This is a genomic window from Thalassomonas sp. M1454 (genome assembly GCF_007097525.1).
Classification (GTDB): Bacteria; Pseudomonadota; Gammaproteobacteria; order Enterobacterales; family Alteromonadaceae; genus Thalassotalea_A.
In genome coordinates this window covers 1-20,823 of sequence record NZ_VKDD01000009.1, presented here as the reverse complement: position 1 = coordinate 20,823, position 20,823 = coordinate 1, and the positions used below count along the sequence as shown (strand labels likewise).

Here is a 20,823-nt window from a genome sequence, read left to right as displayed (position 1 = left end):
ATGAGTTTATTTACCATTAATAATGGTTGGTTAGAGTTAGATGACGGTAAAGCGGGCGATGAGGTTTTAGATATTAAGCCTTCTACTCATTGTGACGAACGTGAGTGTGAAGATATAAGCTTGCTGGTTGTACACAATATTTCATTACCACCAGGGCAGTTTGGCTCGGGCCATATTACGGATTTATTTTTAGGCAGGTTAAATCCTGATGAGCATGATTACTTTAAAGATATTTATCAAATTCGTGTATCGGCTCATTGTTTAATTCGCCGCGATGGTCAAGTTGTGCAATATGTACCTTTTAATAAAAGGGCTTGGCATGCTGGGGTTTCAAGTTTTTGTGATAGAGAAAAGTGTAATGACTTTTCTATTGGTATTGAGATGGAAGGTACCGATGACTTACCTTATACCAATGCACAATATGAACAGCTGCAAGTTATTACTAAGTTGTTGTTAGCACATTATCCAGAGATAAATACAGACAGAATCGTTGGTCATAGTGATATTGCACCTGGAAGAAAAACAGATCCAGGTGAAAGTTTTGACTGGATTAAATACAAGCAAGGTTTGTAAATGCAGTTTTTGCTGATGTTTAGCTGATAATTTTCTGGCAAATAGTCTATTCTAAGAGTAGAATTTTCAAATAAATTAGCGTGTTAAAGTTCACGTATTAAAAAGCATGTATGATTTCCCTTATTGCTGCAAAGCTAAACAATATATAAAAATATAAACGCAAGGATTTTCAATGATACTTATTAGCTTACTTATCGCTTTAGCTGCCGAGCGAGTGTTGCTATCCCCTTTATGGCATTTTAATTATTATTATGCTCGCTACATTAACTTTATCTTAGGCTTTGTTTCTAAAGACGAGATTAGCCGTTCAAGACTCAATATTACGGCATTAGCTTTGATCCCCGCGGCAATAGTTTGGGGCGTTATGGCTGTCATTGATATTGAAATTATAAGCTTTATTGTATCTACACTAATCTTAGTGGTTTGTTTCGGCTGCGGCTTTTCGCGCGATGCTTATAAAAACTTTTTAAATGCGGCAATGCGAGGTGATGAAGTTGCTGTAACTCATCATCAGATGGAATTGCAACAAGACCAAGCTTATGAAAGTGAAAGTTTTGGACAAACGCTTGTGTGGTTAAACTATCAGTACTATATGGCAATTATGCTGATATTTATCTTCTTTGGAATTTCGGCGGTAGTGTTTTACCGTGTGTTGATTGCATTATCTAATAATGTGGCAATAACGGATGCAAGTACAAATGAAGTTAAATCTGATGCTGCGAGCGAAGAGTTATCGGCTGATGATGGTGAAAGTGAAACGGTTGATGATATCGATGCAGACCAAGCTATCTCAAAACAAGCCGTTGATAAAAGCCGTAATATACTATTTTACATCGACTTTATCCCTTCACGTTTTTCAGCTTTTGGTTATATGCTTGTTGGTCATTTTTCCAAGGCATCAACGCTTTGGTTAGAAGGCTTGCTAAACTACACTATGTCACCACGTAAATATTTATGTGAAGTAGCTAAAACATCTGAAGACTGCATTGTAGATCAAGAAGACTTAACCAGTGAGCCTACTTTATTAGTTAGATTAGCCAAACGTAATGTTTTATTACTGCTAGCTGCCACAGCATTTATGACTATAGCTGGCGTATTAAGCTAGAAAATCTATGTTTGAAAATGCCACCTTAATTGGTGGCTTTTTTTTGTCTTTTGAAAGTAAATTTCATTTTTTTTACTAAAACATAAACATATTCAAACAATTAGGGGCAAAGCTTGGCTTTTTCCTTCCTATTTGTTCTCGCTAACTTTTGTTTGCATATTCGCACAAACTTTTATCTTTACTATAATCCTACCCTATAAATATTAAGGCGTGCCTTTAAATATAAGTGCTAGGTCTATAATGCTCATATTTTTATTGGTAAGACCATTACATAAAATTAACAGGTGTTAGGTTTGTAACTGTCTTGTTGGAAAATGTAATAATTTTACATTTACAATAAACTCTGTTACTTTAGGCAGACAAATAAAGAAATTGGTAAAACCAATTTACCAATGATTTTTAAATAATTAAACTTATTTTAAAGAATATATGTCAATGGCTTTTAAGAAAATTAAACAACCGAAAATATCGGAAGTTATCCTGCAGCAGTTAGAGGATATGATCCTTGAAGGAACGCTAAAGCCAGGGCAGAAGCTGTTACCAGAGCGAGAGTTAGCAGCAGAGTTTGAAGTATCACGCCCTTCGTTAAGGGAGGCAATACAAAAGCTAGAAACCAAAGGTTTGGTTTATCGTCGTCAAGGTGGCGGGACTTTTGTTAGTGATAACTTATTAGCCGGAATGTCAGACCCACTATTTGCATTAATGGCAAATAAAAGTGAAGCGCAATTTGATTTACTCGAATTTCGTCATGGCATTCAAGGTATGGCTGCTTATTATGCAGCGATGCGCGGCACCAAAGCGGATTTCGTTTTAGTTGAGCAAGCGTTTGAAGCAATCGCCATAGCGCAGATAGAAAATACGGCATTAAATGATAATTATCGCGCCGAAGCTACTGCGGTTTACGAGTTTTATTTAGCAATATGTGAAGCATCACATAATGCGGTGATATTACATTTAGCGCGCGCGATGAGCGAATTGCTAATAGACAATATAGATAAGAATTTACAAGTGCTTTCAAAGCGACCTGATGTGCCAACAAGAATTGCACATTATCGTAAGCAGCTAATGAAAAGCATTATAAGTGGCGAGCCGAACAAAGCCTGGGGAGCAAGCCACAAAAACCTAGCTTATATAGAAGAAGTTATGCTTAAGCTAGCAAAAGAAGACTCACGAGTGACTCGTTCACTTAGGCGCTTACAAACAAATTAATAAGCTTTTAATTTAATTATCAGCTTAAAAGAATAAAACAAACAGCGAGATCGTTTGTTAAAGAAAAAGTAGGGCAGTAGAGCAACATTGCTATTGCCGTTAAAAATATAAAAAGAAACGTACGCGTTTCATAAATACATAATCGGAGTTTACAATCAACATGACTGAACTACTCAATCACGACATTGATCCTCAAGAAACTCAAGAATGGCTTGATTCATTAGAAGCTGTACTTGAACAAGAAGGTCCTGCACGTGCACACCAATTACTTGAATCATTAATCGACCGTGCTCGTCGCGGTGGTACGCATTTACCATTTGATGCAACAACAGCTTATGTAAATACTATTCCAGTTAATCAAGAGCCGCACATGCCTGCGGACCAAACAATTGAAGCGCGTATCCGTGCAGCAATTCGTTGGAATGCATTAGTATTAGTATTACGTGCATCTAAGAAAGATTTAGAGCTTGGTGGTCACATTGGTTCATTCGCTTCTTCAGCAATGCTTTATGATGTTGGTTTTAACCACTTCTTTAAAGGTGCATCTGAGAAAGGCAGTGGCGATTTTATTTTTGCTCAAGGTCATATCTCTCCTGGTATTTATTCTCGTGCTTTCTTAGAAGGTCGTTTAACTGAAGATCAAATGAATAACTTCCGTCAAGAAGTAGACGGTAACGGTTTATCTTCATACCCACACCCACACTTAATGCCTGATTTTTGGCAGTTCCCAACAGTATCTATGGGTTTAGGTCCACTACAAGCTATCTACACAGCTCGTTTCTTAAAGTACTTAACTGACCGTGGTATTAAAGACTGTTCAGGCCAACGTGTTTACTGTTACTTAGGTGACGGTGAAACAGATGAGCCAGAATCATTAGGTGCTATTGGTTTAGCGTCTCGTGAAGGTTTAGATAACTTATGTTTCGTGATCAACTGTAATTTACAACGTCTTGATGGCCCGGTACGTGGTAACGGCAAAATCATCCAAGAACTTGAAGGTACATTCCGCGGCGCAGGCTGGGAAGTTGTTAAAGTTATTTGGGGTTCGTACTGGGATGCACTTATTGCTCGTGACACTTCAGGTAAGCTTTTACAGCTTATGGGCGAAACAGTAGATGGTGAATACCAAAACTGTAAAGCTAAAGGTGGTAAGTACACTCGTGAAAACTTCTTCAACAAGTACCCTGAAACAGCTGCATTAGTAGCTAACATGTCAGATGAAGACATTTACCGCTTAAACCGTGGTGGTCATGATCCTGTTAAAGTTTACGCTGCATACAAAAAAGCAATGGAAACTAAAGGTCGTCCTACAGTAATTCTTGCTAAAACGGTTAAAGGTTTTGGTTTAGGCGCATCTGGTGAAGCACTTAACATTGCTCATAACGTTAAGAAGATGGACGTTGACTCTATTAAGCAATACCGCGATCGTTTTAACATTCCAGTTAGCGATGAAGATATTGCCGACTTACCATTCTACAAGTTCCCAGAAGACAGTGATGAATACAAGTACATGGCTGCACGTCGTGAAACTTTAGGTGGTTCATTACCGGCTCGTTTAGAGCAACCTGAAGAAGCATTAGAAATTCCGCAAATGAAAATTTTTGATGCTATCTTGAAAGGTTCAGGTGAGCGTGAAGTATCATCAACAATGCAATTTGTTCGTGTACTTAACAGCTTATTAAAAGATAAGAAGATCGGTAAACGCATCGTTCCTATCATTCCTGATGAAGCGCGTACTTTTGGTATGGAAGGTTTATTCCGTCAAGTTGGTATTTACGCCAACGAAGGTCAAAAATACGTACCTCAAGATGCTGACCAAGTTGCTTACTACCGTGAAGACAAAAAAGGTCAAGTACTACAAGAAGGTATTAACGAGCTAGGTGCAATGGCATCATGGGTTGCTTCAGGTACGTCTTACTCAACTTGTAATGCAACAACAATCCCATTCTACATTTACTACTCAATGTTTGGTTTCCAACGTGTTGGTGACTTAGCATGGGCAGCGGCAGATAGCCAAGCACGTGGTTTCTTATTAGGTGCAACTGCAGGTCGTACTACGCTTAACGGTGAAGGTTTACAACACCAAGATGGTCATTCACACATTCAAGCAGGTCTTATTCCTAACTGTGTTACTTACGATCCAACTTACGGTTACGAAGTAGCTGTTATTGTTCGTGAAGGTTTACGTAGAATGTACGAAGAAAATGAAAACATCTTCTTCTACCTAACGTTAATGAACGAGAACTACCAACACCCAGAAATGCCAAAAGATGCTGAAGAAGCAATCATTAAAGGTATTTACAAGTTAGAAACGGTTAAGCCAAGCAAAAAAGCGAAAGCCAACGTTCAGCTTATGGGCTCAGGTACTATCTTGTTACAAGTACGTGCTGCTGCACAAATTCTTGCTAACGATTTTGGTATCTCATCTGATGTTTACTCAGTTACTTCATACAATGAATTAGCTCGTGAAGGTCAAGAAGCGACTCGTTACAACATGCTTCACCCAGAAGCAGAGCAAAAAGTACCTTACATCAGCCAAGTGATTACCGCTGACAATGGTCCTGCTATTTCTGCAACAGATTACGTTAAATCTTACTCTGACCAATTACGTGCATACATTAATACCGATTACCGTGTATTAGGTACTGACGGTTTTGGCCGAAGTGATTCACGTGCAAACTTACGTCGTCATTTCGAAGTTGACCACAACTACATTGTTGTTGCTTCACTTTACGAATTAGCACAGCGCGGCGAAATTAAAATGTCAGTAGTTACTAAAGCTATTAAAGACTTTGGTATCGACGCTGATAAAATTAACCCGCTTTACGCATAATTGACTGGAAAGGAAAATACAGATGTCTGATATTAAACAAGTTCTAGTCCCTGATGTAGGTGGCGATGAAGTTGAAATCATTGAACTATGTGTTGCTGTTGGTGACACAGTAGAAGCTGAAGATGCGCTAGTTAGTGTTGAAACTGATAAAGCTTCTATGGATATTCCTGCGCCTTTTGCAGGCACTATCACAGAAATTAAAGTAGCTGTTGGTGACAAGATCAACGAAGGCGACTTGGTTGTTATGATTGAAGTAGCTGGCGCAGATGCACCAGCTGCTGAAGTTGAAGCTCCTGCAGCACCGGCTGCTCCAGAGCCTGCACCAGTTGTTGAGGCTCCTGTTGTTGAAGCTGCACCAGTTGCAGCTCCTGCGGCAAGTGCAGTCATTGAAGTTGTTGTTCCTGATATTGGCGAAGACGGCGAAGTTGACGTTATCGAAGTATTAGTTGCTGCTGGCGATGTTATTGAAGCAGAAGATGGTTTAATTACTTTAGAAACTGACAAAGCGACTATGGATGTACCATGTCCTGAAGCGGGTACAGTAGTTGAAGTTAAAGTTGCTGCTGGCGATAAAGTTAAGCAAGGTAGCTTAGTGATTATGCTTGAAACATCTTCAGACGCAGCAGCTCCAGCACCAGCACCTGTTGCGGCGCCTGCTCCGGTAAAAGAGACTACCGTTGTAGCTCCTTCTGCACCAGCTGCGCCAAAAGCTGCACCAGTACCACATCACCCAAGTGCTGGTACTAAGCAAAGCCAAGGTCATATTTACGCATCACCTTCAATTCGCCGTATTGGTCGTGAATTTGGTGTTGATTTAACGCTTGTTAAAGGTACAGGTAACAAAGGCCGTATCTTAAAAGAAGATGTTCAATCGTACGTTAAATACGAATTATCTCGCCCTAAAGCCACTGCTAATACATCAGTTGCTGGTGGCGAAGGTGGCTTGCAAGTTGTTAGCGCTAAAGCGATTGATTTCTCTAAGTTTGGTGAAATTGAAACTAAGCCTTTATCACGTATTCAAAAAATCTCTGGTCCATTCTTACACCGTAACTGGGTTACTATCCCACACGTTACTCAGTTTGATGAAGCCGATATCACTAACGTTGAAGCATTCCGTAAAGAACAAAACGTTATTGCTGAGAAGAAAAAGCTTGGTTTTAAAATTACGCCTCTAGTGTTTATTTTAAAAGCTGCAGCTGATGCATTACGTGAATTCCCTGTATTCAACTCAAGCTTGAGTGAAGACGGCGAAAGCTTAATCATGAAAAAATACATCAATATTGGTGTAGCGGTAGATACGCCTAACGGTTTAGTTGTACCAGTTGTTCGTGATGTAGATAAAAAAGGTATTCACCAGTTATCAAAAGAGCTTTTAGAAATTAGTATTAAAGCTCGTGATGGCAAGTTAAAAGCTGCTGATATGCAAGGTGGTTGTTTTACTATATCTTCTCTTGGTGGTATTGGCGGTACGGCATTTACGCCAATCGTTAACGCACCAGAGGTGGCTATTTTAGGTGTATCTAAATCTGAAATGAAACCTAAGTGGAACGGTAAAGAGTTTGAACCAAAACTAATGTTGCCATTATCAATGTCATACGATCACCGTGTGATTGATGGTGCATTAGCGGCACGCTTTACTGTGCATTTATCATCAGTAATGAGTGATATCCGTCAATTAATTTTATAATTGATAGCGATGTAATGCTGATGCATTACATCGCGTTTTAGAAAACTAACAATTATCATTTAAAGCTGAATAGCATTGGATTAAAATTTTTACATAAAAGTAGAGACTTAAGTCTAATTTTTTACAGTTTTATTGGCGATTTATTATCACACACGGTAAACTTGCGTGCGAAAATGCCAAGTAATAGTGTTTGATAATGCAAGGCAAATGTTGCAGCAATTAACCGTAAGGGTTTAATAAGCTGCAATGACAGAATTTATACCTTCGGGTATCAGCTTGGCTGACATGAGTTGGTCAAATAAATATAAAAATTTTTGAGGTTAACATGAGTAACGATATTAAAACTCAAGTCGTTGTTTTAGGCGCTGGCCCTGGTGGTTATTCTGCAGCATTCCGTGCTGCCGATCTAGGTTTAGACGTTGTACTAGTAGAAAGTCGCGAAACCCTAGGTGGCGTTTGTTTAAACGTTGGTTGTATCCCATCTAAAGCATTACTTCATGTTGCTAAAGTAATTGATGATGCTGCAGCTATGGCATCTCATGGTGTTACTTTTGGCGCACCAAAAATCGATTTAGATAAAATTCGCAGCTGGAAAGAAGACGTTATTGGTCAATTAACTGGTGGTTTAGGCGGTATGTCTAAAGCTCGTAAAGTTAACACAGTAACAGGTTACGGTAAGTTTACTTCTGACAAAACTATTGCTGTTGAAGGCGCTGACGGCACTGTAACTAACATTACTTTCGACAACGCAATTATTGCAGCTGGCTCTTCAGTAATCGATTTACCATTTATCCCTAACGATGACCCTCGCGTTATCGATTCAACTGGTGCGCTTGAATTACAAGACGTTCCAGGTGAAATGTTAGTACTTGGTGGTGGTATCATCGGTTTAGAAATGGGTACTGTATACTCAGCATTAGGCTCTAACGTTTCTGTTGTTGAGTTTGCTGACCAGTTAGTACCTGCTGCTGATAAAGACATAGTTAAAGTTTACACTAACTACAACAAGAAAAAGTTCAACATCATGTTGTCTACTAAAGTTGTTGCTGTTGAAGCGAAAGAAGACGGTTTATACGTTACTTTTGAAGGTAAAAAAGCACCAGAAGGTCAAGTTCGTTACGACAAGATCTTAGTTGCTGTTGGCCGTAAGCCAAATGGTCACTTAGTTGCAGCTGATAAAGCTGGCGTTAATGTTGACGAGCGTGGTTTTATCAACGTATCTAACGAATTACGTACTAATGTACCTCACATCTTCGCTATCGGTGATGTTGTTGGTCAACCTATGCTTGCTCATAAAGCTGTTCATGAAGCACATTGTGCTGCTGAAGTTATTGCTGGTAAGAAACACGTATTTGACCCTCGTTGTATCCCTTCAATTGCTTACACTGATCCAGAAATGGCTTGGGTTGGTATTACTGAGCGTGAAGCAAAAGAGCAAGGTTTAAATATCGAAGTTGCTAACTTCCCTTGGGCGGCTTCTGGTCGTGCAATTGCTTCAGCACGTACTGAAGGTAAAACTAAGATGATCTTCGAAAAAGAAACTGGTCGTGTACTTGGTGGTGCTATCGTAGGTATCAACGCTGGTGAAATGCTTGGTGAAGTTTGTTTAGCGGTTGAAATGGGCGCTGATGCTGAAGATTTAGCATTAACGATTCATGCTCACCCAACGCTTAACGAGTCAATCGGTTTAGCATCTGAAATCTTTGAAGGTTCAATTACTGATTTACCTAACCCTAAAGCGGTTAAGAAGAAAAAGTAACTCTTCCTAGAGTAGAACATTAAAAACGCCAGCTTATGCTGGCGTTTTTGTTTGTAGCTTTCTATTTTATTGAAGTTTGATAGCTTTTTATTAAAAGTATCCTCAGCTTAAAATTTTGTCGTTGGCTCAATACTTTGTTCATCTTCAGTTGAACCTTGCTCAAGCCACATAAGCATCAATTGGTAGCCTAAAGATAAAATTACGGCACCGGTAAATAAGCCAATAATACCAGAAAATATCATTCCTCCAATTGCGCCAATAAGTATAACCAACATAGGAATGTCAGTCCCTCTACCTAATAATATTGGTTTTAAAACAGCATCACTAGCACTCACTAGTAATGACCAAACTAAAAATATTACGGCTGGTGTAGTGTCAGCAATTGAGAAGTAATATGCTGCAATAGGCCCTAAAATAAGGATTGGTGGTAATTGCACTATCGCAACTAATAGCACTAGCAGTACCCATAAACCTGCTGCGGGAATATCGGCTAGGACTAAACCAACTCCGGCAAGCATTGCTTGGGTAAATGCAATACCTAAAATACCTGCACCTACAGAGCGCACTGTAGCGACAGTATTTTTTAGAACTGTATCAGATCTGTTTCCCATTAATCGCTTAAAAAAACTATGGCAGCCTTTAATACAAGATTCAGAATTTGCTAAAAACATAGCAGCAATGAGCATTGAAAAAATAAATTGAAATATTATGCCACCAAAACTAGCAACAGCTCCCAAAAGTGTAGATATAGTATTTTTAATTTGTTCAGAATACTGATCAGTAAAAGCTTCTAAGTTAGTCGCTGCCGTTTCCCAGGCTATATATGTCTTTTCACCAATAAAAGGCCAGTCTTTTACACTCACGTCAGGATGAGGGATAACTAGTGCTCCTTCCTTCAATTGCTCTGAAACTGCGGATATTGATTCAATGGCTGAGCCGCCAAAGATTATGGTTGGAATAACTAATATTGATATACCGACAATGGCAAATACTGTGGCTGCGGCTTTTATTCTATTGCCAAATAAACTAACCATTTTATTAAACAGTGGAAACAATGCTGTGGCAATGATGGCTCCCCACGCCATAGGTAAGATAAATGGACGGATGATGTCGAAGCACCAAGTACCCAGTAGTACGATAGCGATAATTTTTATAACGGTATCAATTACTTGTTGTGATGGTATAGCGATGTTGTTGTTATTAGCCATAAAATTCCCCTGACTTGCTATTATTAGTAAAGCGACAGATTATTTACCCACAAAAAAAGGGTTACTATCTAAGTAACCCTTATTAACTTTTATACTACCTTATCAGCTAAAATAGAAATTTACATACTTTGTTTTATACCATTTTAATTGGTACAGCAAACTTAGTCGTCATTTCTTCTGTAGGAGGAGTGAACTTAGTTAAGTCAATGCCTTCTACAGCAGACTTGTACTCATCCATAGTTGGGAAACGACCTAGCATAGTTGAAAGTACCACTAATGGCGTTGAACCAAGTAGTGATTCACCTTTCTTCTCAGCGCTATCTGCTACAACACGACCTTGGAATAAACGCGTTGATGTAGCAATAACAGTGTCACCAGGCTCAGCTTTCTCTTGGTTACCCATACATAAGTTACAACCTGGGCGTTCTAAATACATGATGTTTTCGTACTTAGTACGTGCTGCATTTTTAGGTGCGGCATCATCAAATTCAAAACCTGAGTACTTTTGTAGAATTTCCCAGTCACCTTCAGCTTTAAGCTCATCAACAATGTTGTACGTTGGTGGCGCAACAACTAGTGGTGCTTTAAATGAAATGCTACCGTTTTGTTTTTCAAGGTTGCGGAACATTTGCGCGATAATTTGCATATCACCTTTGTGAACCATACATGAACCAACAAAACCTAAATCTACTGGCTTACCGTCGTAGTATGATACTGGACGAATAACATCGTGCGTGTAACGCTTAGATACGTCTTCGTTGTTCACATCAGGATCAGCAATCATTGGCTCGTCGATTGAATCAAGATCTACAACAACTTCTGCGTAGTACTTAGCATTCTCATCCGGTGCTAGAGCAGGTTGAGCGCCTGATTTAACTTCTTCGATACGCTTATCAGCTAAAGCAATTAATCCTGCTAATGTGCCTGCTTCGTTTTCCATACCCTTATTGATCATAATTTGGATACGGCTCTTAGCAAGCTCGATAGATTTAACTAGTGTTTCATCGTTTGAAATACAGATTGACGCTTTAGCTTTCATTTCTGCAGACCAATCGGTAAATGTAAACGCTTGGTCAGCCATTAATGTACCAATATGTACTTCAATAATACGACCTTGGAAAACGTTCTCGCCGCCAAATTGCTTAAGCATTTGTGCTTGTGTTGAGTGAACAACATCACGGAAATCCATATGGCCTTTCATGTTACCTTTAAATGTAACTTTTACAGACTCAGGGATTGGCATTGCAGATTCACCAGTGGCAAGTGCAATAGCAACTGTACCTGAATCGGCACCAAAGGCTACGCCTTTAGACATACGAGTATGTGAGTCACCACCAATGATGATAGCGCGGTCGTCAACGGTAATATCATTCAATACTTTATGAATAACATCAGTCATTGCATGATATTTACCTTTAGGATCACGTGCAGTGATCAAACCAAACTTGTTCATAAATGCCATTAGTTTAGGAATGTTCGCTTGTGCTTTGCTATCCCAAACTGATGCTGTATGACAACCTGATTGGTATGCACCATCTACTAATGGAGAAATAGTAGAAGCAGCCATTGCTTCTAATTCCTGACATGTCATAGGACCTGTTGTGTCTTGAGAACCAACAATGTTTACTTTAACACGAACGTTTGAACCAGCATGTAAAGGAGAGTCAGATACAACACCAACCGCATTACGGTTAAAGATTTTTTCAACAGCTGTTAAACCTTGACCTTCATGTGAAATTTCTTTTGACGCTGCGTATACGCTAGCAGGTGCAACACCTAATGTTTCAGCTGCAAATGTTTGTAATTTTTTACCGAAAGTAACTGCGTACGATCCGCCAGCTTTCATAAACTCTACTTTTTGCGGAGTAAATGCTGATGAAATATCAACTAGCTCTTCATCGCCGTTGTATAATTTCTTAGCTTTAGTATCAATCGTTAATACTGTGCCAGTCGCTACAGAGTACGCTTCTTCTAATACTGGGTCGCCATTTTCGTCAACAACATTATTGCCGTTGGCATCAACTTTATTTACCCAGTTTTTAAGGTCAAGACCGATACCACCAGTAACATCAACAGTGGTTAAGAAAATAGGCGCGATACCATTCGTACCTGCAACTACTGGAGCAATGTTAATAAATGGTACGTATGGGCTTGCTTGCTTACCAGCCCAAAGAGCAACGTTGTTTACACCAGACATACGAGAAGAACCAACACCCATAGTGCCTTTTTCAGCGATAAGCATTACTTTTGCATTCGGGTGCTTAGCTTGTAATGCTTGTATTTCTTCTTGCGCTTCTTCAGTTATCATACACTTGCCGTGTAATTCACGGTCAGCACGAGAGTGCGCTTGATGACCAGGAGAAAGTAAATCAGTTGAGATATCACCTTCACCAGCAATGTAAGTTACAACTTCAATTTTTTCTTCTACGTCAGGAAGCTTAGTAAAGAACTCTGCTTGTGCGTAGCTTTCTAATAGGTCTTTAGCAATTGCGTTACCCGCTTTAAATGCTGCTTCGATGCGAGCCATATCTGCGTCGTAAAGGAATACTTGTGTTTTTAACACGTCAGCAGCTTGGTTTGCTACTGATGCATCGTCAGATAATGCTAAATCAAGAAGAGCTTCGATTGAAGGACCACCTTTCATGTGTGATAACAATTCAAAAGCAAACTCAGCAGTGATCTCTGCAACGCTAGATTGACCTAAGATGATCTCTTTTAGGAAAGCAGCCTTTACACCAGCGGCACTTGTAGTACCTGGTAAGGTGTTATAAATAAAGAAGTTAAGTGACTCTGCACGGTACTCATTTTCAGTATCTTTGATTTGCGCAATAATTTCAGATAATAAATCAGCAGAATCAATTGGCAGAGGGGCCAATCCAAGATCGTTTTTACGACTTTCAATGTCTTTAAGGTATTCTAAATATAAGCTCATGTGGCTCTCTCTCTAGCTATAATATTGCTAATAAAGTTAAATTAGCAGGAAAAATTTTTTGCATAGTTTACCTGAATTTCTAGCCACTACTAATCATTTAGTTAAATAAACAATATTCATGCTATTTATAGCAGGTAGAAGAGAGGGTTATATTAGTTGGTTTGTTATGACCAGGTAATGTGCGCTACAAGCATGCTGTTTTGATTAATCCAAAACGGCTTTGTAAGGTGATGAGTTTAATGTGATAGACAAGAAAGCTCTAACTAAAGCTTTCTTATTATATTATTTTTGCCGCTTTAGAAAGGGCGAATAAAAGCTACGCCTAATACTGTAGAGGTTTCACCGTCAACAAAGTCGAATGCAACGGTTGGGGCAATTTCAAAGTCACCAACAACAAAATCGTAGTTTGCTGATACTCGTACTAAATCTTCTTCATGGCTAGGGTGACCATGACTGCCATTTACCTTTTCCTCACCAAAGCCTAAGCCGATGCGTACGTGATGAATAGGGTGAAAGTAAGCCGAAACAAGTTTAACTTCAACACCGGCACCTTCGTGCGCTTCATCGGTATTTTCTAATACAAAACCAGCTCCCCAAGTACGAGTGAATTTATACTCATATTCTAACCCGTAAGAAAAGTCGGTTTTATCGTCTATTGTAGTCGCGCCTACAAAAATACCTGGGAAATGGTGATTACCTTTACCCGTGGCAAATACTGAAGTAGAAAGTAACGCTAGTGAAAGTATTGCAATTTTTTTGAACATATTAGTTACCAGAAACTAAATAAATCTATTCATTTAACTCTATATCTCCTGCCTATAATGTCAAGCAAGCAAAGTGTTTTGTACAATTTGTTACATGGGCTTTTTTGATGCAAATTGCTATTAACAAAGATAAGTGTATTTTTACTTATTTTTTATACCTATAACTATATTGATCGTATTTATAGTAAATATAAACCTTGTGATTAGTAATGTTATTCAGTTTTATTTTGTTATCACATATACTTATTTCAATAAAATTTAATAACAAAGTGAAAACATTTATTTGTTTTTCATCTTATAGTCAGAGAGGAAAGCGTTGTGCTTCAAGAATATCGCAAACACGTAGAAGAGCGTGCCGCTGAAGGTATCGTACCTAAGCCATTAGATGCTGAGCAAGTTGCTCTGTTAATTGAATTAGTAAAGAATCCACCTGCCGGTGAAGAAGCTCTTTTATTAGACCTACTTGCAAATCGTATACCTGCCGGTGTTGATGACGCAGCTTATGTTAAGGCTGGATTTTTAGCTGCAATCGCAAAAGGTGAAACAACATCGCCAATCTTAGATGCTGAGCGCGCAACCCAATTATTAGGTACAATGCTTGGTGGTTACAACATTCAACCAATGATTGATCTTTTAGATTGCGATAAGTTAGGTGCAACTGCAGCAAAGGGGCTTTCTAAAACATTATTAATGTTTGATGCATTCCACGACGTAAAAGAAAAAGCTGAAGCTGGTAACGAGCAAGCTAAAGCTGTTATGCAATCTTGGGCTAACGGTGAGTGGTTTACTAATCGTGAACCTGTTGCTGAAAAAATCACGGTTAAAGTATTTAAAGTTACTGGTGAAACCAATACCGACGATCTATCTCCAGCACCTGATGCTTGGTCTCGTCCTGATATCCCTCTACACGCAAAAGCTATGCTTAAGATTGGCCGTGATGGTATTGAACCTGAAGAAGAAGGTGTTATTGGCCCGATCAAGCAAATTGAAGAATTACAACAAGACGGCATTCCATTAGCATATGTAGGTGATGTTGTTGGTACGGGATCTTCTCGTAAGTCGGCAACAAACTCAGTGCTATGGTTTATGGGAGATGATATCCCTTATATTCCTAACAAGCGTGGTGGCGGTGTATGTTTAGGCGGTAAAATAGCGCCAATTTTCTATAACACTATGGAAGACTCTGGTGCACTACCAATTGAATTAGACGTACAGGCGATGAATATGGGTGATGTGATCGATATCTTCCCATACGAAGGTGTGGTTAAGCGTGCAAATACAGACGAAGTTATTTCTACATTCGAATTAAGCCCGGTTTTACTTGATGAGGTTCGAGCTGGTGGCCGTATTCCACTTATTATTGGTCGTGGCTTAACTGGCCGTGCACGTGAAGCGTTAGGTTTAGGTGAAACTGATTTATTCCAAAAGCCAGAAGATGCTACCGCAAGCTCTAAAGGTTATACTTTAGCGCAAAAAATGGTTGGTAAAGCATGTGGCGTAGATGGCGTACGTGCGGGTCAATATTGTGAGCCTAAAATGACCACGGTTGGTTCACAAGATACTACCGGTCCTATGACTCGTGATGAATTAAAAGATTTAGCCTGTTTAGGTTTCTCTGCCGATTTAACAATGCAGTCTTTCTGTCATACATCGGCATACCCTAAACCTGTTGATGTAAATACCCATCACACATTACCTGACTTTATGATGAACCGCGGTGGTGTGTCACTTCGTCCAGGTGATGGTGTTATTCACTCATGGTTAAATCGTATGTTATTACCAGACACTGTTGGTACAGGTGGTGATTCACATACTCGCTTCCCTCTTGGTATTTCATTCCCTGCTGGTTCTGGTTTAGTAGCATTTGCTGCGGCAACAGGTGTTATGCCACTTGATATGCCGGAATCGGTTCTTGTTCGTTTTAAAGGTGAAATGCAACCAGGCATCACTTTACGCGATCTTGTTCATGCCATCCCTTACTACGGGATTAAAAATGGTTTATTAACGGTCGAAAAAGCAGGTAAAGTTAATGAGTTTTCTGGTCGAGTATTAGAGATAGAAGGTTTAACCGGTTTAACGGTTGAGCAAGCATTTGAATTATCTGACGCATCAGCGGAGCGAAGTGCTGCAGGTTGTACAATTAAACTTGAAGAAGATGCCGTTGCACAGTACTTAGAATCAAACATCGTTATGCTTAAGTGGATGATCAGTGAAGGTTACGGTGATGTACGTACTATTGAGCGCCGCATTGTAGCAATGCAAGAGTGGTTAGCTAATCCATCGTTAATGGAAGCTGATAGTGATGCAGAATATGCTCATGTTTTAGAAATTGATTTAAATGAAATTAAAGAGCCTATTGTTTGTTGTCCAAATGATCCTGATGACGCTAAGCTTCTTTCAGATGTTGCTGGCGCAGATGTAGACGAAGTATTTATCGGCTCTTGTATGACTAACATTGGTCATTTCCGCGCGGCAGGTAAATTACTAGAAGATTTTGGTGGCGTACTTAAAACACGTATGTGGGTTGCTCCGCCAACTAAAATGGATAGAGATCAGCTTACAGCAGAAGGTTACTACTTTACTTATGGTAGAGCAGGCGTGCGCATTGAAACTCCAGGTTGTTCTTTATGTATGGGTAACCAAGCGCGTGTTGCTGAGAAATCGACAGTACTTTCAACCTCGACTCGTAACTTCCCGAACCGTTTAGGTACTGGCGCAAATGTTTATCTTACTTCAGCAGAACTTGCTGCTGTTGGTGCTATTGTTGGTCACTTACCAACAGTTGCTGAATACATGGAGTATTCTGCTAAGTTAGATACAACAGCTGCCGATACATATCGCTACTTAAACTTCCATACTATGGATAGTTACACGAAGAAAGCGAAAGAAGTAGTTATTGCACAAGCTAGTGCGTAATGATTAGCTGCTGAAACAATTCCAGAATTTATATTTGGAACTCAAAATAAAAAGACCGCACCGCGGTCTTTTTTCATTATTTAATGCAAATATCACAACAAGTTTTTAAAACTATTGCGATTATTCACTTCTATATTTAGCTCCACTAATAAGAATAAGATCAACTAATTCTTTGGCTGTAGTTATAGTGTCGAGTTCGTATTCTATTCCACCACCTAAATTATTAGAGCCACCATGGCCGGTTAATTCAAGAATGGCATATTTCTTTAAATCCGAATGCTCCATATAAGTGGAATATACGACTGAAGGCTGGCCTAACAGCTTGTCTTGCCAATCCTTATTGGTGTCAAATGGTTGGTTTATTTCGAAAAATATCAGGTATTCTTGTTCTGCTTGGCTAAAATACTTTTTAAGTGAGAATGTATGGTTTGCCGTCGCTCCTGTTGAACCATCGATAGTACCGTTAGGCTCTAAACCACTTATTAAAGTGAATCGACTTCTCCATATAGGTAATATTTTGCTGCGATTAACTGTCTGTCCATGCCAAGTTGGTGAATCGGAGTAAGCTAGTTCAGGACTTAAGTACAAAGTTTCTATTAAGGCGCCAGTAGTGGATTCTGCCCAAATGGCAATAGCTGGTTTATGTGTAATTTGCGCTGACATTCTGACTTCAATATCTAAAGCTACAGCACGCTGTGTATCATCCTCTTTAGGTTCGAAGCTGCGCACTGTATGTAAATTATTCTCTATTATTTGAGTTGCCGTATTTGGTGATACTCTGAGAATTTCTCTTTGATGCCTGCTTTCATAGCTCCAATCCATGAATTTACTTATTGGTGCAATATTTTGTAGTGCGCTAACTAAGACAAAAATCAAAATACACAAGATTAATAGCAATAACTGCCTTGTTCTTAAACTTGTGCGAGTAATAGCCTTAGGAAAGTAACCGTACTTTTGTGTTAAATGATAGCCAATAAAAAAGATGGTAGCGAATGCAAATACAATATGAACTCGAGTATTATTTAATGAAAAAGGCAATAGGTAAGCGATGATCCCTGTCACCATTAAAATGACAAATGAGATTAATAAGCCATAGTTCATCAAATGTTTATTAAACATTGTAGATCCTTAGTATGAACTGAGCGTAAATTTATACGCGGTACAGAATTGCTTATGCAATACGACATTTTAGTAATAGCATTTTCATTAATTAGGTGAACAATTGAAAGTGCTACTCAATGTGCCGGAAGTTAATATAATTGCTATAAACCACACGATGCTAGATAACATAACCGAATCTAGCATCGCTTATTTAAGGTTTACTATACGTAGCCAATTAACTTTCTTAGCTCTGTAATATGTTGTTGACCGACCTTGCGAGGATTAGCGTTATATTTTGTACACAAAGCGGCGGCGTAACCAGTCGCTACACCCATTTGTGCACAAGTATTCATTACCCTAGGCCCGGCAAGACCTATATGTGAACAGCTAAAGTTACGGCCAGCAATCAATAGATTATCGATATTTTTAGAAAATAAACTTCTAAATGGAATGTAATATAGCCCTACGTATTTAAATAACCCTTCAGAACGATAATCAGCATGATGGCCTTTCTCTTTTTCTTGGTAGTGTATATCAAATACGCGTTTTTCTTCTGCAACTATATCGGGAAAATCTGGCTTATCAACAGCATCATTTAAGGTGAAAATATGATCACCCATTAGACGTACTGACTCTCGGCGTCCTAGAATATAACCTAAAAAGTTAATTTTTGTCTTACGATGTTTAGGGTGTTTTTTGGCATTGTAAAAGTTACCGTATATAGCTCGGAATAGGTGATCTCGAATGGTTTCTCCATCCGCTACTTGATCAAGCTCATCAGATGAATATTCCCACTTCCATCCACCACGAGTCGCAGCATCTTTACCCGCTACATCCATTGCCCAAGGAACCTTTGGAAAAATTTCGGCTTGTTTACTTCGATTACTTTTCCACATTATGGTAGCACCCATAACTTTATTATCAGGCTTTTCAGGGCTCCATAAATCGCCATGTTTGTCCCAGCTCTCATTAAACTCTGAACTTGCTTCACGGCCATAACGGTATTTTGCACCAGCTAGTACACCTAAGGCACCATTACCTGTACTGTCGAGAAATTGTTTCGATCTTAAGCGAGTAATGATACCCGTTGTTATATTTCGGGCATCTACACTGACAATTTTATCACCTTGTTTCTCAAGACCAATTAGCATGTGACCAGCAAATAAACTTACATTGCTATCGGCCATGGTCTTTTCTCTTTTTTGTTGGTCGACAATGGATTCTTCCGAGCCTAGTTTCCACTCCTCTGTGCCAACCGACTTAATAAGTTTGTCGTTCTTTCCTGTTATACCTATACAAGTTACACGTATTTCTTCACTGGCATTACCACCAAAGATAGGGCGATCTTGTATTACCGCAACATTAATGTTTTGTGAGTCAGCAGCAATTGCCGCCGCACAACCAGTTACTCCACCGCCACATACAACAAAATCAAATACTTTTTCTTCAATAGCTAATTTGCTGCGCCCAGTGAGTTGATCTTTCCAATGGAATAAATCTGTTGGGGTATTAGGTAGTTTAGGGCTTGATTCTTTAGTAAGGTAAATCGCATCAAACCGTCCTTCAAAACCTGTTAGATCTTCAACTTCAATTTTTGATTGGCCTTTATTAAGCTCTACTTGCCCAGCAAGCTGCCAGCCCCAGCCTTTTTGAGTTCCTAGATTATTCTCCAGAGTCTTGTTATCTATATGAACTTTAAACTGTCCCGGAGCTTCCCAGTCACCCGGGCACCAATCAGTAGTTCTTACATACACATTCCATAAACCTGAATCAATAACGTCAATTTGCGTAGATGCATTTTCAACAGGAGAGCCCAAACCATGAGCTAATAGCTGAACTCCGCCCATCTGCTGATAAAATTGAGTATCTAATACCCAGCCACCTAAATTGTTAAAATTAGCAGCTTCAATTAGCATACCCGATGAGGAAAAACCTGAGTTGGCAAAACCATAAGTTGGCGCGATAGCTGTGACAGCAACGGTTCCGCCAATAATGCGTATAAATTCTCTTCTATTCATAACGAACCCTAATTATTATTTTTATTGTTTAAAGCTTTTTATAAGTGAACCACTGTAGCAATATTTTACAAGGTTGTTAATCTCGCTTCTGTTTTTAATGTATGTGTTTTTAAAAGAAGTATTTAATCTGGGAAAATATGGTTATTAATCGCCCGTTAATATGGGTAAAGAGGCAAATTAACGATGAGCCTTATATAAATAAATAGAAACAAAGCAAGATGTAGCTGCTAAAATATACGTTTTGTCTATTATATGTACCAATACTCATTAATTTATAAAAAAACTAAAAAACTTGTTGACGCCAAGGCTTAGATCTATACAATGCGCTCCACTTCTTCGGGGCAACCCAAAGAACGGTTAGAAGGTTAAACCTTAAGTAATACTTAGAGTTTAACGCCAATAAAAACTTTTTATAAAATCTTTTATAAAAGCTGTTGACTTCCTAACTAAGGTGCTTATAATGCGCCTCCTGCTTCGGGCAAACGGCAACGTTAGCCACAAGCAATAAGAGTTAAGCGAATGCGACTTAGTTCTTCTACATGAGAAAGTACAAACCAAAACGTTCATCCATGAACAGGTTTGCATAACTACATCGTGTAGCCATCTTTAACAATTAGTTATCATGCAATTTGTGTGGGCACTCACATTGATGTTGATTTTACATAGCTACTTAGTAGCAAATTAACTTAATGATGAATGAACACACAAAACGACTTAA

12 protein-coding genes are annotated in these 20,823 nt (G+C 39.0%); 7 read left to right on the top strand and 5 right to left on the bottom strand.

Annotation, left to right across the window (positions count from 1 at the left end; genetic code table 11):
• The 6 genes from ampD to lpdA all read left to right on the top strand — a co-directional run bounded on the left by ampD (position 1) and on the right by lpdA (position 9,166).
• Entirely contained in the window at positions 1–573 is a 573-nt protein-coding gene (gene ampD / locus FNN08_RS15130; protein WP_143587283.1) for a 1,6-anhydro-N-acetylmuramyl-L-alanine amidase AmpD, read from the top strand.
• 172 nt (positions 574–745) lie between these two features.
• Positions 746–1,678 (top strand): regulatory signaling modulator protein AmpE, encoded by a 933-nt coding sequence (gene ampE, locus FNN08_RS15125; protein ID WP_143587281.1) that lies wholly within the window; start codon positions 746–748, stop codon positions 1,676–1,678.
• A 435-nt stretch (positions 1,679–2,113) separates the two neighbouring features.
• The gene (gene pdhR, locus FNN08_RS15120) at positions 2,114–2,887 is read left to right on the top strand and encodes a pyruvate dehydrogenase complex transcriptional repressor PdhR (protein ID WP_143587279.1); all 774 of its coding nucleotides are present in this window, start codon (positions 2,114–2,116) and stop codon (positions 2,885–2,887) included.
• 160 nt (positions 2,888–3,047) lie between these two features.
• A complete protein-coding gene (aceE, locus tag FNN08_RS15115; protein WP_143587277.1) occupies positions 3,048–5,720 on the top strand; it encodes a pyruvate dehydrogenase (acetyl-transferring), homodimeric type in 2,673 nt (890 codons plus the stop codon).
• 22 nt (positions 5,721–5,742) lie between these two features.
• Positions 5,743–7,407 (top strand): pyruvate dehydrogenase complex dihydrolipoyllysine-residue acetyltransferase, encoded by a 1,665-nt coding sequence (gene aceF / locus FNN08_RS15110; protein WP_143587275.1) that lies wholly within the window; start codon positions 5,743–5,745, stop codon positions 7,405–7,407.
• Positions 7,408–7,732: 325 nt separating this feature from the next.
• The gene (lpdA, locus tag FNN08_RS15105) at positions 7,733–9,166 is read left to right on the top strand and encodes a dihydrolipoyl dehydrogenase (protein ID WP_143587273.1); all 1,434 of its coding nucleotides are present in this window, start codon (positions 7,733–7,735) and stop codon (positions 9,164–9,166) included.
• A 107-nt stretch (positions 9,167–9,273) separates the two neighbouring features.
• Here the strand turns inward: lpdA and FNN08_RS15100 are convergent, their stop codons facing one another.
• The 3 genes from FNN08_RS15100 to FNN08_RS15090 form a co-directional block, all read right to left on the bottom strand.
• Positions 9,274–10,374, bottom strand: coding sequence for an AI-2E family transporter (locus FNN08_RS15100; protein WP_143587271.1), 1,101 nt, complete (start codon positions 10,372–10,374; stop codon positions 9,274–9,276).
• Positions 10,375–10,507: 133 nt separating this feature from the next.
• On the bottom strand, positions 10,508–13,306 hold the full coding sequence (locus FNN08_RS15095) for a bifunctional aconitate hydratase 2/2-methylisocitrate dehydratase (protein WP_143587268.1): 2,799 nt from the start codon (positions 13,304–13,306) through the stop codon (positions 10,508–10,510).
• A 296-nt stretch (positions 13,307–13,602) separates the two neighbouring features.
• Positions 13,603–14,070 (bottom strand): hypothetical protein, encoded by a 468-nt coding sequence (locus FNN08_RS15090; protein WP_143587266.1) that lies wholly within the window; start codon positions 14,068–14,070, stop codon positions 13,603–13,605.
• A gap of 318 nt (positions 14,071–14,388) precedes the next feature.
• Between FNN08_RS15090 and acnB the strand changes: the two genes are divergently transcribed.
• Complete coding sequence (gene acnB, locus FNN08_RS15085) at positions 14,389–16,986, top strand: bifunctional aconitate hydratase 2/2-methylisocitrate dehydratase (protein WP_143587264.1); 2,598 nt, start codon at positions 14,389–14,391, stop codon at positions 16,984–16,986.
• A gap of 120 nt (positions 16,987–17,106) precedes the next feature.
• On the opposite strand, the gene FNN08_RS15080 is transcribed toward acnB, so the two are convergent.
• Positions 17,107–18,105, bottom strand: a complete 999-nt coding sequence (locus FNN08_RS15080; RefSeq protein WP_143587262.1) for a DUF4405 domain-containing protein — start codon at positions 18,103–18,105, stop codon at positions 17,107–17,109.
• 203 nt (positions 18,106–18,308) lie between these two features.
• Complete coding sequence (locus FNN08_RS15075) at positions 18,309–20,105, bottom strand: FAD-dependent oxidoreductase (protein WP_143587260.1); 1,797 nt, start codon at positions 20,103–20,105, stop codon at positions 18,309–18,311.
• Between the last annotated feature and the right edge of the window lie 718 nt (positions 20,106–20,823).

What these genes read in the sequence shown, in the direction of transcription:
- ampD (WP_143587283.1), top strand. Translation starts at nt 1, where the DNA reads ATGAGTTTATTTACCATTAATAATGGTTGGTTAGAGTTAGATGACGGT.
- ampE (WP_143587281.1), top strand. Translation starts at nt 746, where the DNA reads ATGATACTTATTAGCTTACTTATCGCTTTAGCTGCCGAGCGAGTGTTG.
- pdhR (WP_143587279.1), top strand. Translation starts at nt 2,114, where the DNA reads ATGGCTTTTAAGAAAATTAAACAACCGAAAATATCGGAAGTTATCCTG.
- aceE (WP_143587277.1), top strand. Translation starts at nt 3,048, where the DNA reads ATGACTGAACTACTCAATCACGACATTGATCCTCAAGAAACTCAAGAA.
- aceF (WP_143587275.1), top strand. Translation starts at nt 5,743, where the DNA reads ATGTCTGATATTAAACAAGTTCTAGTCCCTGATGTAGGTGGCGATGAA.
- lpdA (WP_143587273.1), top strand. Translation starts at nt 7,733, where the DNA reads ATGAGTAACGATATTAAAACTCAAGTCGTTGTTTTAGGCGCTGGCCCT.
- FNN08_RS15100 (WP_143587271.1), bottom strand. Translation starts at nt 10,374, where the DNA reads ATGGCTAATAACAACAACATCGCTATACCATCACAACAAGTAATTGAT.
- FNN08_RS15095 (WP_143587268.1), bottom strand. Translation starts at nt 13,306, where the DNA reads ATGAGCTTATATTTAGAATACCTTAAAGACATTGAAAGTCGTAAAAAC.
- FNN08_RS15090 (WP_143587266.1), bottom strand. Translation starts at nt 14,070, where the DNA reads ATGTTCAAAAAAATTGCAATACTTTCACTAGCGTTACTTTCTACTTCA.
- FNN08_RS15080 (WP_143587262.1), bottom strand. Translation starts at nt 18,105, where the DNA reads ATGTTTAATAAACATTTGATGAACTATGGCTTATTAATCTCATTTGTC.
- FNN08_RS15075 (WP_143587260.1), bottom strand. Translation starts at nt 20,105, where the DNA reads ATGAATAGAAGAGAATTTATACGCATTATTGGCGGAACCGTTGCTGTC.